General features: G+C 63.9%; 15 protein-coding genes. 13 read left to right on the forward strand and 2 right to left on the reverse strand.

The genetic code is table 11. The annotated features are described in order from the left end of the window. The first annotated feature begins 53 nt into the window (after positions 1–53). From FCT00_RS05315 to FCT00_RS05375, 13 genes are all read left to right on the forward strand, one after another. Positions 54–1,373, forward strand: a complete 1,320-nt coding sequence (locus tag FCT00_RS05315) for an NAD(P)-dependent oxidoreductase (RefSeq protein WP_235888939.1) — start codon at positions 54–56, stop codon at positions 1,371–1,373. Between the two features lie 27 nt (positions 1,374–1,400). Then, positions 1,401–1,775 carry a VOC family protein gene (locus FCT00_RS05320; RefSeq protein WP_138422121.1) on the forward strand — a complete coding sequence of 125 codons (375 nt, stop codon included), beginning with the start codon at positions 1,401–1,403 and terminating at the stop codon, positions 1,773–1,775. A gap of 1 nt (position 1,776) precedes the next feature. Beyond that, complete coding sequence (gene preA, locus FCT00_RS05325; RefSeq protein WP_138422122.1) at positions 1,777–3,105, forward strand: NAD-dependent dihydropyrimidine dehydrogenase subunit PreA; 1,329 nt, start codon at positions 1,777–1,779, stop codon at positions 3,103–3,105. 270 nt (positions 3,106–3,375) lie between these two features. After that, the gene (locus FCT00_RS05330) at positions 3,376–4,626 is read left to right on the forward strand and encodes a Zn-dependent hydrolase (protein ID WP_138422123.1); all 1,251 of its coding nucleotides are present in this window, start codon (positions 3,376–3,378) and stop codon (positions 4,624–4,626) included. Between the two features lie 114 nt (positions 4,627–4,740). Beyond that, the gene (locus FCT00_RS05335) at positions 4,741–5,085 is read left to right on the forward strand and encodes a hypothetical protein (RefSeq protein ID WP_138422124.1); all 345 of its coding nucleotides are present in this window, start codon (positions 4,741–4,743) and stop codon (positions 5,083–5,085) included. A gap of 9 nt (positions 5,086–5,094) precedes the next feature. After that, positions 5,095–5,361 carry a hypothetical protein gene (locus tag FCT00_RS05340; protein WP_040884982.1) on the forward strand — a complete coding sequence of 89 codons (267 nt, stop codon included), beginning with the start codon at positions 5,095–5,097 and terminating at the stop codon, positions 5,359–5,361. A 27-nt stretch (positions 5,362–5,388) separates the two neighbouring features. Further along, positions 5,389–6,846: a dihydropyrimidinase gene (hydA, locus tag FCT00_RS05345; protein WP_008333027.1), complete on the forward strand. Its 1,458-nt coding sequence runs from the start codon at positions 5,389–5,391 to the stop codon at positions 6,844–6,846. A gap of 3 nt (positions 6,847–6,849) precedes the next feature. Continuing rightward, positions 6,850–7,272, forward strand: coding sequence for a VOC family protein (locus FCT00_RS05350; RefSeq protein WP_138422125.1), 423 nt, complete (start codon positions 6,850–6,852; stop codon positions 7,270–7,272). Further along, on the forward strand, positions 7,269–8,051 hold the full coding sequence (locus FCT00_RS05355; RefSeq protein WP_138422126.1) for an ABC transporter ATP-binding protein: 783 nt from the start codon (positions 7,269–7,271) through the stop codon (positions 8,049–8,051). The genes FCT00_RS05350 and FCT00_RS05355 overlap by 4 nt, the downstream gene beginning before the upstream one ends. Positions 8,052–8,060: 9 nt before the next feature. Beyond that, complete coding sequence (locus FCT00_RS05360) at positions 8,061–8,327, forward strand: hypothetical protein (protein ID WP_138422127.1); 267 nt, start codon at positions 8,061–8,063, stop codon at positions 8,325–8,327. Continuing rightward, positions 8,324–9,187, forward strand: coding sequence for an ABC transporter permease (locus FCT00_RS05365; protein ID WP_008333014.1), 864 nt, complete (start codon positions 8,324–8,326; stop codon positions 9,185–9,187). Before FCT00_RS05360 ends, FCT00_RS05365 begins: the two co-directional genes overlap by 4 nt. Then, positions 9,184–10,035: an ABC transporter permease gene (locus FCT00_RS05370; RefSeq protein WP_138422128.1), complete on the forward strand. Its 852-nt coding sequence runs from the start codon at positions 9,184–9,186 to the stop codon at positions 10,033–10,035. The genes FCT00_RS05365 and FCT00_RS05370 overlap by 4 nt, the downstream gene beginning before the upstream one ends. Before the next feature lie 32 nt (positions 10,036–10,067). Continuing rightward, a complete protein-coding gene (locus tag FCT00_RS05375; protein WP_171042926.1) occupies positions 10,068–11,051 on the forward strand; it encodes an ABC transporter substrate-binding protein in 984 nt (327 codons plus the stop codon). Between the two features lie 155 nt (positions 11,052–11,206). On the opposite strand, the gene cueR is transcribed toward FCT00_RS05375, so the two are convergent. Next, complete coding sequence (cueR, locus tag FCT00_RS05380; protein ID WP_008333002.1) at positions 11,207–11,617, reverse strand: Cu(I)-responsive transcriptional regulator; 411 nt, start codon at positions 11,615–11,617, stop codon at positions 11,207–11,209. Next, positions 11,614–14,046, reverse strand: a complete 2,433-nt coding sequence (locus FCT00_RS05385) for a heavy metal translocating P-type ATPase (RefSeq protein WP_138422130.1) — start codon at positions 14,044–14,046, stop codon at positions 11,614–11,616. Before FCT00_RS05385 ends, cueR begins: the two co-directional genes overlap by 4 nt. Positions 14,047–14,055 lie beyond the last annotated feature (9 nt).

Genomic DNA, 14,055 nt, shown 5'->3' on the forward strand with positions numbered 1-14,055 from the left:
AAAGTCGAGTCATGCCAGCGTTCTCCAAAAGAACAATCTACAGGGAGACAGCCGTGACCCATTCCCCACAAACCCCCGGCGTGGTTGCCGAGCGTTTGCAGGCACCGGCGCTGGCCGACAACTTTTCGGATTTGCATCCGCCGCTCGATGCGCATGAAGCGCATGTCGCGGCGGACCGCTGTTATTTCTGCCACGATGCGCCGTGCATGGAAGCCTGCCCGACCGACATCGACATTCCGCTTTTCATCCGCCAGATCATGACCGGCACGCCGGAAGCGGCGGCCAAGACGATCCTCGAACAGAATATCCTCGGCGGCATGTGCGCCCGCGTCTGTCCGACCGAAACGCTGTGCGAAGAGGTCTGCGTGCGCGAGGTGGCCGAGGGCGAGCCGGTGCAGATCGGCCGCCTGCAACGCTACGCCACCGACACGCTGATGCGCGCGAACGTGCACCCGTTCAAGCGGGCCGAGCCGACCGGAAAGCGCGTGGCGGTCGTCGGCGCCGGGCCTGCGGGTCTGTCGGCGGCACACCGGCTGGCGATGCATGGGCATGACGTGGTGATTTACGACGCCAAGCCGAAACCGGGCGGGCTGAACGAATACGGGATCGCGACCTACAAGACCGTCGATGATTTCGCTGCGCGTGAAGTCGACTGGCTGATGCAGATCGGCGGGATCACGATGGAACTGGGCAAGGCGCTCGGTTCCGACATCACGCTCAACGGGTTGGCCGCCGACTTCGATGCGGTCTTTCTCGGGATCGGGCTGGGCAACACCAACGCGCTCGGGATCGAGGGCGAAGAGCTTGGCGGCGTCGTGGATGCGGTGAAATTCATCGCGGACCTGCGCCAGGCCGACGACCTGACCAAGCTTCCCGTTGGCCGCAACGTGGTGGTCATCGGCGGTGGCATGACCGCGATCGACGCTGCCGTTCAATCCAAACTGCTGGGCGCCGAGAACGTCACGCTGGCCTACCGCCGGTCGCAGGACAAGATGCCAGCATCGGAATACGAGCAGCACCTCGCGCAATCCAAGGGCGTGCACATCATGTCGGGCGTCGCGCCCGTCTCGCTGATCGGCGAGGGGCACGTCGCCGCCATCGAACTCGCCTACACCGACGAGAACGCCAAGCCGACGGGCGAGACCTTCACGCTGCCCGCCGATCAGGTGTTCAAGGCCATCGGGCAGGTGTTCGATGAGGTTGCAGGCCTCGACACCGACGGGCGCAAGATCAAGGTGACGGGCGCCGGGCGCACATCGCGCGCGGGGGTCTGGGCCGGGGGCGACTGCACGGCGGGCGAAGACCTGACCGTGGTGGCCGTGTCCGAGGGCCGCGACGCCGCCGAGGACATCCACGCGAGCCTTATGGGATAAGCGGACCGAACCGGGGAGCCAGGCAACATGCCCAGCCACATCCATTTCCAGTCCATCGGCGCGACGGATCAGGCGCGCGCGGTGGCGTTCTATACCGAGAAGCTGGGCTTCGAGGTGGAACGGGATGAGGCCTATGGCGACGACCGCTGGATCTTCGTCCAGCTTCCCGGTGCGCAGACCATGCTCCAGATCGCGAAGGAAAGCGCGATCACCCCAACCGACAAGCCCGCCCTCGTTCTCCTGTGTGACGACGTCGACGCCGACGTGGCCGCGCTCAGGAATCTGGGCGTGCCCATCCATCTCGGCCCGGACACCGCGCCGTGGGACCCGTCGACCCGCTGGGCGATGATCCACGACAGCGAGGGCAATCTCATTCTTCTTCAGACCGTAGGAGGCCAATGACATGGCAGACCTGACGACCGATTTCGTAGGTATCAAATCCCCCAACCCGTTCTGGCTGGCCTCGGCACCGCCGACCGACAAGGAATACAACGTCCGCCGCGCCTTCGAGGCCGGATGGGGCGGTGTCGTGTGGAAGACGCTGGGCGAAGAAGGCCCGCCCGTCGTGAACGTCTCGGGCCCGCGTTATGGCGCGATCTGGGGCGCGGATCGGCGGCTTCTGGGCCTCAACAACATCGAACTCATCACCGACCGCCCGCTTCAGACGAACCTCGACGAGATCAAGCGCGTGAAGGCCGACTACCCGGATCGCGCCGTGGTCGTGTCGCTCATGGTTCCGCTGGATGAGGATGCGTGGCGCAAGATCCTCGACCGTGTGGGCGAGACTGGCGCGGACGGGGTCGAACTGAACTTCGGCTGCCCACATGGCATGGCCGAACGCGGCATGGGCTCTGCGGTGGGTCAAGTGCCCGAGTATGTCGGCCAGATCACAGAATGGGTGAAGAAGCACTCCGACCTGCCCTGCATCGTGAAACTCACGCCGAACATCACCGATATCCGCCAGCCTGCGCTTGCCGCGAAACAGGGCGGGGCCGATGCGGTGTCGATGATCAACACGATCAACTCGATCACGTCCGTGAACCTCGACGCGATGTGCCCCGAACCGATGATCGACGGCCTTGGCACCCACGGCGGCTATTGCGGCCCGGCGGTGAAACCCATCGCGATGAACATGGTCGCCGAAGTGGCCCGTTGGGAAAAAACCGCAGGCATCCCGATCTCGGCCATCGGCGGAATTTCGACATGGCGCGACGCGGCCGAGTTCATGGCACTGGGCGCGGGCAATGCGCAGGTCTGCACGGCGGCGATGACCTATGGCTTCCGCATCGTGAAAGAGATGTGCTCGGGCCTGAGCCAGTGGATGGACGAAAAGGGCTATACCAAGACCTCGGACTTCATCGGCATGGCGACCCCGCGGGTCACCGACTGGCAGCACCTGAACCTCGACTACGTGACCAAGGCCGAAATCGATCAGGACCTCTGCATTTCCTGCGGGCGCTGTTTCGCGGCGTGCGAGGACACCTCGCATCAGGCCATCGCCATGTCGGAAGACCGCACTTTCACGGTGAAGGACGACGAATGCGTCGCCTGCAACCTGTGCGTCAACGTCTGCCCGGTCGAAGGCTGCATCACCATGCGCCGCCTTGAACCCGGCGAAACCGACTTGCGGACCGGCATGACCATCCCGGCGGAGGACGACAAGCGCACGTGGCTCGAACATCCGAACAACCCGATGGGCGATCCGCTGACCTGCATCTCGCGCGGGCAGTGAACGCCGGTTGACGATGGGTTGGCCTGTGCTAGCCTTGATTTAACCGAATGGTAAAAACCAGAAATCCTGCCGAAGCCCCTGCAAAACAAGGGGCGCGGCGACGCAACAGGGACAAGGGCGATGCTGCATCGCGCGAAATCACAGATCGGTTCGGAGGCGTCACAGCGCAGCCGAACGCTTCCGCCCATTTCCCTGTTGCACAATTTGACGGCGGCGCGCCTGATGTATGGGCGTCCGCCCGCGACTGCGACGAAATGACAGGAGAGTGCCATGGCAGCCCCCGGTGAGAACCTTCGTATCAACGCCGACCGGCTTTGGGACAGCCTGATGGAAATGGCCAAGATCGGCCCCGGTGTGGCGGGCGGCAACAACCGTCAGACCCTGACCGACGCAGATGCCGAGGGCCGCGCCCTGTTCCAGAAATGGTGCGAGGATGCGGGCATGAGCATGGGCGTGGACACCATGGGCAACATGTTCGCCACCCGCGAAGGGACCGACCCGGATGCCCTGCCCGTCTACATGGGCAGCCACCTCGACACCCAGCCGACGGGCGGGAAATACGACGGGGTTCTGGGCGTGCTCGGCGCGCTCGAGGCCGTGCGCTCGATGAACGATCTGGGGATCAAGACCAAGCATCCCATCGTGATCGCGAATTGGACGAACGAGGAAGGCACCCGGTTCGCCCCCGCGATGCTGTCGTCCGGCGTTTTCGCGGGCATCCACACGCAAGACTGGGCCTACGACCGGGTCGATGCGGAAGGCAAAAAGTTCGGCGACGAGTTGAAGCGGATCGGCTGGGTCGGCGACGAAGAGGTCGGCGCGCGCAAGATGCACGCGATGTTCGAACTGCACATCGAACAGGGGCCGATCCTTGAGGCCGAAGAAAAGGACATCGGCGTCGTCACCCATGGTCAGGGCCTGTCGTGGACGCAGGTGACCGTAACGGGCAAGGAAAGCCACACCGGCTCGACCCCGATGCCGATGCGCAAGAACGCAGGGCTGGGCATGGCGCGCATTCTGGAACTGGTGGACGAGATTGCTTGGTCCCACAAACCCGACGCGGTGGGGGCTGCTGGTCATATCGACATCTACCCCAACAGCCGAAACGTGATCCCCGGCAAGGCGGTGTTCACCGTCGACTTCCGCTCTCCGAACCTCGCCACGATTCAGGACATGGAAAAGCGGCTGGCCGAGGGCGCCAAGAAGATCTGCGACGAGATGGGGCTAGAAGTCGAGCTTGAGAAGGTCGGCGGCTTCGATCCCGTCGAATTCGACAAGGCCTGCGTGAGCGCCGTGCGCGACGCGGCGGACCGGCTGGGCTACAGCCACCGCGACATCATCTCGGGCGCGGGTCACGATGCCTGCTGGATCAATCAGGTCGCCCCGACCGCGATGATCATGTGCCCCTGCGTCGATGGTCTCAGCCACAACGAGGCCGAAGAAATCTCGAAAGACTGGGCGATGGCCGGGGCCGACGTCTTGTTCCACGCCGCGCTCGAAACGGCGGAGATCGTTTCTTGAGAGTTGATCCGGCCAATCGTCGCCGGCTCCTATCGGCATGCGATGCAAGGAGACGACTTGATTTGACCTGCGTCCGCGTAGCGACAACCATGCCTTCGGGGAGTGGAGTCGCAATTGGTAAGTGAACATGAAAGTCAGGCAAAGGAAGTCGCCCGCATCCGGGAGTTGATCCAGGCGGAGATCGCCGGGTTCGACCCGGCGCGTCACACCGGGATCAAGGAATGGAACGAGGCGATCCTCGCCGACTTCAAGTCTGCTTTGATCGAGCCCGAACTGATGGAAGTGAACCTTCCGGGCGGGGTCACCGACTACGCCTATGCGGTGACCGAGACCAAGGGGCCTTACCGGGTCTTCTGGCTGCCATGGTCCGACGTCTTCTCGCTCGCGGTCGAAAGCCGTTTCGGACCCTGCGATATCTCGGTCCACGGCGACGCCATCGGATGTTTTGCAAGTGTTTGAGGGGGGACAATGACACGCATCGCACTGGGACTATTCGCTCTGACGCTCGCGGCCTGCGGGCAGTCGGGGTCGAGCGGCGGGTTGCCCGCCAACTACTACGTCGCCGATGAACCGCACACGCCCGAGGCGCTGGCGGCCCTGCCCGCCGACATCCCCTATTCGGACCTACTGGTCTACACCGAACCCGAGGATATCGGGTTCTGCTACCACTACCGCAGAGACGGCAAAATCTATCCGCTGACCAATGCCGACGGATATCCCGTCTGCGTCCAATAAGGTCAGGGAAACAACAGGAGAGAGAACATGGCCACCAAAGTCATCAAGGACGGAACGATCGTCACCGCCGACCTGACCTACAAGGCCGACGTCAAGATCGAGGACGGCAAGATCATCGAGATCGGGCAAGGTCTGTCGGGCGATGAGACGCTCGACGCGACCGGCTGCTACGTCATGCCCGGCGGGATCGACCCGCACACACACCTCGAGATGCCGTTCATGGGCACCTATTCCTCGGACGATTTCGAAAGCGGCACCCGCGCCGCGCTGGCCGGCGGGACAACGATGGTCGTGGACTTCGCCCTGCCGAACCCAGGTGAAAGCCTGCTGGATGCACTCAAGCGTTGGGACAACAAATCGACCCGCGCCGCCTGTGACTATTCCTTCCACATGGCCGTGACATGGTGGAGCGAGCAGGTCTTCAACGAGATGGAGACGGTCGTCAAAGAGCGCGGCATCAACACGTTCAAGCACTTCCTCGCCTACAAGGGCGCGCTGATGGTGAACGATGACGAGCTTTATTCGTCCTTCATGCGTCTGGCCGAATTGGGCGCGACCCCGATGGTTCACGCCGAAAACGGTGATGTGGTCGCGGAACTGTCGGCCAAGCTGCTGGCCGAGGGCAACACCGGGCCGGAAGCCCACGCCTATTCCCGCCCGCCGCAGGTCGAGGGCGAGGCGACGAACCGCGCGATCATGATCGCGGACATGGCGGGTGCGCCGCTTTACGTCGTCCACGTCTCCTGCGAGGAAAGCCATGAGGCGATCCGGCGGGCCAAGATGCAGGGCAAGCGCGTCTGGGGCGAGCCGCTGATCCAGCATCTGACGCTGGATGAAAGCGAATACTTCAATCAGGACTGGGACCATGCCGCCCGCCGCGTCATGTCGCCCCCGTTCCGCAACAAGCAGCATCAGGACAGCCTGTGGGCCGGTCTTTCGTCGGGCACGCTTTCCGTGGTCGCCACCGACCACTGCGCCTTCACGACCGAGCAGAAACGCTACGGCGTCGGCGACTTCACCAAGATCCCGAACGGCACCGGCGGGCTGGAGGATCGTATTCCGATGCTCTGGACCTACGGGGTCGAAACGGGGCGGATCACGATGAACGAATTCGTCGCCGTCACCTCGACCAACATCGCCAAAATCCTGAACTGCTACCCGAAGAAGGGGGCCATTCTGGTGGGCGCGGATGCCGACATCATGGTGCTGGACCCTGCGAAGTCGAAAACGATCACGGCGGACACGCAGCAGTCGTCGATCGACTACAACGTGTTCGAAGGCAAAGAGGTCTCGGCCCTGCCCCGCTATGTCCTCACCCGCGGCCATGTCGCCGTGATGGACGGCGAGATGAACCACAAGCCGGGCTGGGGCGAGTTCGTCGCGCGTGAGCCGAACGCCACCGTGAACACGTCGCTCTCAAAGTGGAAGGCGCTGACCGCACCGCAGCCCGTGCAGCGGTCGGGCATTCCGGCGACGGGCGTGTAACGGATGACGAGCCCCGCAACACCCACCGGCGTGCTCGAGGCCGCGGTTTATGTCGACGATCTCGACAAGACCGAATCCTTCTATGCCGGTGTCGTGGGGCTCGACGTCATCACGCGGCGCGATCCGCGCCACATCTTTTTTGCCTGCGGGCCGACCGTCGTCCTTGCCTTCGTGGCCGAGGAAACGGTGGTGCCGCCGGGTGACGACCAGCTTCCGGTCCCGCCGCACGGTGCGACGGGTCCGGGGCACATCTGTTTTTCCGTACCGGGCGAAGAGCTGGACGGATGGGCCGCCTATCTGGTGGACAAGGGGATCGATATCGAGTCGGATTTCAACTGGCCGCACGGCCCGCGTTCGATCTACGTGCGTGATCCGGCCGGGAACTCGGTGGAATTCGCCGAACCGAAACTGTGGGGACTTTCGTGAGCACAAATCCAGTGATCGAGGCAAAGGGGCTCGATCTGACATTCGAAACCAACGATGGACCGGTTCACGCGCTGAAGGGCGTCGATCTGGCCGTGGACAAAGGCGATTTCGTCAGCTTCATCGGGCCATCCGGCTGTGGCAAGACCACCTTCCTGCGCTGTATCGCGGGACTGGAGCATCCGACGGGCGGCACGCTGACCGTCAACGGCATGACCCCGGACGAGGCGCGCAAATCGCGGGCCTATGGATACGTCTTTCAGGCGGCGGGGCTTTACCCGTGGCGCACCATCGCGGGCAACGTCCGCCTCCCGCTCGAGATCATGGGTTATCCCAAGTCCGAACACGCGGGCCGGATCGAAAAGGTGCTGGACCTCGTGGACCTCAAGGGTTTCGGCAAGAAATTTCCGTGGCAGCTGTCGGGCGGGATGCAGCAACGGGCAAGCATCGCGCGTGCGCTGGCCTTCGATGCCGACATCATGCTGATGGACGAACCGTTCGGCGCGCTGGATGAAATCGTACGCGATCACCTGAACGAACAGCTTCTGGACCTGTGGACACGGACGGAAAAGACCATCGCATTCGTCACCCACTCGATCCCCGAAGCGGTTTTTCTTTCGACCAAGATCGTCGTCATGTCGCCGCGCCCCGGTCGGATCACCGATGTCATCGAAAGCCCGCTGCCGAAAGACCGCCCGCTCGACATCCGCGACAGCAAGGAGTTTCTCGACGTGGCCCACAGGGTTCGCGAAGGGCTGCGCGAAGGGCACAGCTATGACTGAGGGCGCGTGATGGTCAGCAAAAAGGACGCCGCTTACAAATACGTGCGGACCGCCAACACCAAAGAGGCGGCGAACGAAGCGCGCCGAACGACCCGTGACCGCCCGTCGGGCTGGATGCTGCTGATCGCCGGGGTGATCCTGATCGGTGTGGCCATCAATTTCGCATTGGACGCCGAAGGCGGAAGCTACGTCTCGCCGATCCTCTTCGGCCTCATCGGCCTTCTGAACGTCGTCTTCGGCATTAGAAACCTGCGTATGGCGAGGACCGGCGCATGAAGAACATCGTTCCGATCCTCACCGTCGTCGCCGCCATCGTCGTCATCTGGTATGCCGCCGCGATCCCGATGAACAGCCAGTGGGCACTGGATCAAGCCGAGCGTGCCGAGGTCGAGCTTTCGACCGGCGAGCTGATCCTCGACACATGGTCGCAGGAAAGGCCGCGCCTGCCCGCCCCGCATCAGGTCGTGTCCGAGCTTTGGGGATCGACCGTCGAGATGAAGATAACGTCGAAACGCTCGCTCATCTTCCATGGCTGGATCACGCTGTCGGCCACCATGCTCGGCTTCGCCTTCGGCACCGGGCTGGGCATCCTGCTGGCCGTCGGGATCGTCCACAGTCGCGCGATGGACATGGGCGTGATGCCATGGGCCATCGCGTCGCAGACCATTCCGATCCTCGCCATCGCGCCGATGATTATCGTGGTGTTGAGTTCGCTGGGTGTGACGGGGATCATCCCCAAGGCGATCATCTCGGCCTATCTGAGTTTCTTCCCGGTCGTCGTCGGTATGGTCAAAGGCCTGCGGTCGCCCGCCGCCTTCGACCTCGACCTGATGAAAACCTATTCGGCCAGCCGGTCACAGACCTTCTGGAAACTGCGCCTGCCCGCCTCGATGCCCTATCTCTTCGCATCGCTGAAGGTGGGGATCGCCGCCGCGCTGGTCGGCACCATCGTCGGTGAGCTTCCGACCGGAGCGATCCGTGGCCTTGGCGCCCGGATGCTGTCGGGCAGCTATTATGGCCAGACCGTTCAAATCTGGTCCGCGCTTTTCGCCGCCGCCATCCTCGCCGCGATCCTCGTGGGGATCATCGGCGTGATCCAGCGCCGCACCCTTACCAGAATGGGGATGAACGCATGAGCTGGGGCTGGCTGATCTTCGCGGCGGCGTTCTGGGCCGGGGCCTATGCGCTGAACGTCTGGCTCGCCAATTCGCGCCTGGCCAGATATCGCGCCGTGCGCATCGGGGTTCCGGTGATCTTCGGCATCACCATCCTCGTCGTGTGGCAGGGGCTGGTGCGGGGCCTGAACGTGCCATTGGTGATCCTGCCCGCGCCCTCGGACATCTGGCTGCGCATGACCCAATCGGTGCCGACGCTGTGGGAGGATTTCGTTCAGACCTTCGTCAAGGGCGCGCTGTCGGGCTACGTGATCGGCTGCGGCGCGGCGGTGCTGACCGCGATCCTGATCGACCGTTCCAAGTTCCTGCAACAGGGGCTTCTGCCCGTCGGCAACTTCATCGCCGCGCTGCCCATCGTCGGCACCGCCCCGATCCTCGTCATGTGGTTCGGCTTCGACTGGCATTCAAAGGCCGCCGTCGTCGTGGTGATGGTCTTCTTCCCGATGCTGGTGAACACGGTCGAGGGTCTGGCGGCCACCACCCGGATGCAGCGCGACCTGATGTCGACCTATTCGGCAAGCTACGCCCAGACGCTGTTCAAACTGCGCTTGCCCGCAGCCATGCCGTTCATTTTCAACGGGCTTAAAATCACGACAACGCTGGCCCTTATCGGGGCCATCGTTGCCGAGTTTTTCGGCAGTCCGATCAAAGGCATGGGATTTCGCATCTCGACCGAGGTCGGGCGTCTCAGACTTGATATGGTCTGGGCTGAAATCGCGGTCGCCGCGATCGCCGGGAGCGTCTTTTACGGCGCCGTGGCACTCATAGAAAAAGGGGTGACCTTCTGGCACCCGTCACAACGAGGCTGAGCCGAAACTTACCAACGGGAGAAAGACCAATGATGAAATCAATGAAACTCGCCGCCGCCGCGCTGGCCCTGACGTCGGGGGCCGCAATGGCTCAGGACGAGGTCACGCTTCAGCTCAAGTGGGTGACGCAAGCGCAGTTCGCGGGCTACTACGTCGCGCTCGAACAGGGCTTTTACGAGGAAGAGAACCTCGACGTGACGATCAAACCGGGCGGCCCCGACATCGCGCCCCCGCAGGTCATCGCCGGTGGCGGTGCCGACGTGATCGTCGAATGGATGCCCGCCGCCCTCGCCGCGCGTGAGCAGGGCCTGCCGCTCGTCAACATCGCGCAGCCGTTCAAATCGTCCGGCATGATGCTGACCTGTCTTGAGGAAAGCGGGATCACCAGCCCGGACGACTTCCCCGGCAACACGCTGGGCGTTTGGTTCTTCGGCAACGAATACCCGTTCCTGTCGTGGATGAGCACGCTGGGCATCCCGACCGAGGGAGGCGACGACGGTGTCGAAGTGCTCAAGCAGGGCTTCAACGTCGATCCGCTGCTTCAGAACCAGGCCGCCTGTATCTCGACCATGACCTACAACGAATATTGGCAGGTCATCGACGCCGGCATCGGTGAGGACGAACTCATCACCTTCAAGTACGAAGATCAGGGCGTCGCGACGCTTGAAGACGGTCTGTACGTGCTGGAAGAGAACCTTTCGGACGAGGCCTTCAAGGACAAGATGGCCCGCTTCGTGCGCGCGTCGATGAAGGGCTGGAAATGGGCCGAAGAGAACCCGGAAGAGGCCGCGATGATCGTGCTGGAATACGATGAAACCGGCGCCCAGACCGAACAGCACCAGATCCGCATGATGGGCGAAGTGGCCAAGCTGACCGCCGGTTCCAACGGCGCGCTCGACCCGGCCGACTATGAACGCACCGTGGAAACCCTGATGGGTGGCGGTTCGGACCCGGTCATCACGAAAGAGCCTGAGGGTGCCTACACGCTCGACATCACCGACATGGCGCTGAACTAAGCGATCCGGTCTTTTGAGATACGAAGGGCGGCCCCTGACGGACCGCCCTTTTCTGTTGAATCGGCAAGTCTTTGTGTCGCAACGCGGGCCAGCGTGAACCGATCCAATCGACCCAAGGTGCCACGCACCGGACGTTGCAAGTGAAGGACAGCCGGCTAGGCCGTCTCGTCATCAGTCGCGCCGCCGCCCCCCAAGCCCTTGAGGATCGGACAATCCGGCCGATCATCCCCGTGACAGGCGTGAACCAAATGCGTGAGCGTGTCGCGCATCGACGTCAGGTCGGCGATCTTGCGTTCGATCTCGTCCAGATGACCCTCGGCCAGCTTCTTGACCTCGGACGAGGCGCGCGACTTGTCCTGATACAGGGCCAGAAGTGTCCGGCAATCTTCGATGGTGAAGCCCAGCGCGCGGGCACGCGACAGAAAGGTCAGGTTGTGGATGTCCACGTCCGAGAACGAGCGGTATCCATTGGGATCGCGGTCGGGCGTGACGAGCCCGATATCCTCGTAATACCGGATCGTTTTCGGCGGCAGGCCCGCACGGGCCCCGGCGTCTGAGATATTCATGTCGGCACCTTCACGAAGCGAAGTCTAAGGGCGTTGGTGAGCACGAAGACCGAGGACATCGCCATGGCGAAGGCCGCGAGCATCGGCGACAGCATGAGGCCGAAGGCCGGGAACAGCACCCCGGCGGCGACCGGGATCAGCACGACGTTGTAGCCGAAAGCCCAGAACAGGTTCTGGCGGATATTCCGCATCGTGCGGCGGCTGAGGTGGATCGCCGTCGGCACGCCGGTCAACTCGCCGGACGACAGGACCACGTCCGCCGCTCCGATCGCCACGTCCGTGCCCGTTCCGATCGCAAGGCCGATGTCGGCTGCGGCAAGGGCAGGCGCGTCGTTGATGCCGTCGCCCACGAAAGCGGTCGTGCCATGCTCGGCCTGAAGCGACTCGAGCGCCTTGACCTTGCCGCGCGGCAGAACCTCGGCGGTCACGTGGTCGATCCCCAGCCGTTTGGCGATGGCGTCCGCCGTGCCCTGCGCATCGCCCGTAATCATGGCGACCTCGATGCCCATATCATGCAGCGCCTTGATCGCGCGGGGCGTCGTCTCCTTGATCGGGTCTTCGACCGCGACCAGCGCCGCCACGCTGCCGTCGAGCGCGATGTAGAGCGGTGTCTTGCCCAAAGCCGCAAGGCGGGCGGCTTCCCCGGGAAACGTCCCGGTGTCGACCTTTTCGCGCAGCATAAGCCGCTCGGCCCCGATCAGAACGGCGCGTCCGTCGACCTCGGCCTTCAACCCGAAACCGGGCAGCGCCTTGAACCCGTGAGGCTCGGAAAGCGTCAGTCCACGGTCCTCTGCCGCCCGCAGGATCGCCTGCCCGATGGGATGCTCGGACTGGGCCTCGACGCTCGCGGCAAGGCGCAGCGCCTCGTCCGTATCGTCACCGATCAGGTCGGTAAGCTCCGGCTGGCCCTTGGTCAGCGTCCCGGTCTTGTCGAGCGCGACAACCTTGACGCCTTCCATGATCTGAAGTGCGTCGCCCTTGCGAAACAGCACGCCCAGTTCCGCGCCCCGACCCGTGCCGACCATGATCGAGGTCGGCGTCGCCAGACCCATCGCACAGGGACAGGCGATGATGAGCACCGCGACGCCGGCGACCAGAGCGAAACTCAGCGCGGGATCAGGACCGAAGGCGAGCCAGACGGCAACGGTCACGGCGGCGATGGCCATGACCCCCGGCACGAACCAGCGGGTGATCTGATCGACAAGAGACTGGATCGGCAGTTTCGCCCCCTGCGCCTGTTCGACCATGCGGATGATCTGGGCGAGCGTGGTGTCGGCCCCGACGCGCGTGGCGGTGATCCGCAGCGCCCCGTTGGTGTTCACGGTGCCGCCCGTCACACTGTCGCCCGGCCCCTTTTCGACCGGAACAGGCTCGCCCGTGACCATGCTTTCATCGACGTAGCTTTCGCCCGACAGCACGTCGCCATCGGTCGCGATCGCCTCGCCGGGACGGGTGACGACGATGTCGCCGGGCCGCACCTCCGAGGTCGGGATTTCCCGTGTCTCGCCGTCCCGCTCGACCCGTGCGGTCCGGGGGGCGAGGTTCATGAGCGCGCGGATCGCCTCGCCCGTCCGACCCTTGGCACGTGCCTCCATCCAGCGTCCGAAGAGGATCAGAGTGACGATGACCGCGGCGCTTTCGAAATACACGTTCGCCGTGCCCGCCGGGAAGATACCGGGGGTGAAGGTCGACAGGGTGGAATAGGCAAACGCCGCCGCCGTGCCGACCGCAACCAGCGAGTTCATGTCGGGCGACAGGCGCCATAGCTGCGGCACGCCGGCCGTGAAGAACCGGCGTCCGGGGATGACGAGGACCAGCGCGGTCAGCGCGAACTCGGCCAACCGCAGGTTCTGCATGCCGATCAGGCCGTGAAGCCATTGGTGAAAGGCCGGGATCAGGTGCCCGCCCATCTCGGCGATGAACACGGGCAGCGTCAGGATCGCGGCGAGCATGGTCATCCGGCCCAACCGGGTCGTCTCGGCAGCTTTCTTGGCTTCAAAGTCAAGCGATCCGCCCGATTTCACCTCGGCGCTGTAGCCCGTGGCGTTGACGGCAGCGGTGATGGCGGACGGTGCGACCGCGCCAGCCGCGAACACCACCTTGGCGGTGTCGGTCGCCGGGTTCGCATGTGCCTCGAGCACGCCGGGGATCGCGTTCAGCGCCGCTTCGACCTTGGCGACGGCGGCGGCGTCCACCAGACCGTCAACCGACAGGTCGATCTCGTCGGTCACGACAGGATAGCCCGCGCGCGCCAGAGCCTCGGCCGTTTCGGCCATGTGGCCGGGTTCCGTGAACGTGAGGTTCGCGCTTTCCCCTGCGAGGTTCACCGATGGGTCGGCCACGAACGGCAGCCCCTTCAACGCGTCCTCGACACGGGACACGCAGGAGGCGCAATGCATCCCTTCGACCTTGATCGTCATGTCGTTCATCACCGACTC

The organism is Maritimibacter alexandrii, from assembly GCF_005871115.1.
Classification (GTDB): domain Bacteria; phylum Pseudomonadota; class Alphaproteobacteria; order Rhodobacterales; family Rhodobacteraceae; genus Maritimibacter; species Maritimibacter alkaliphilus.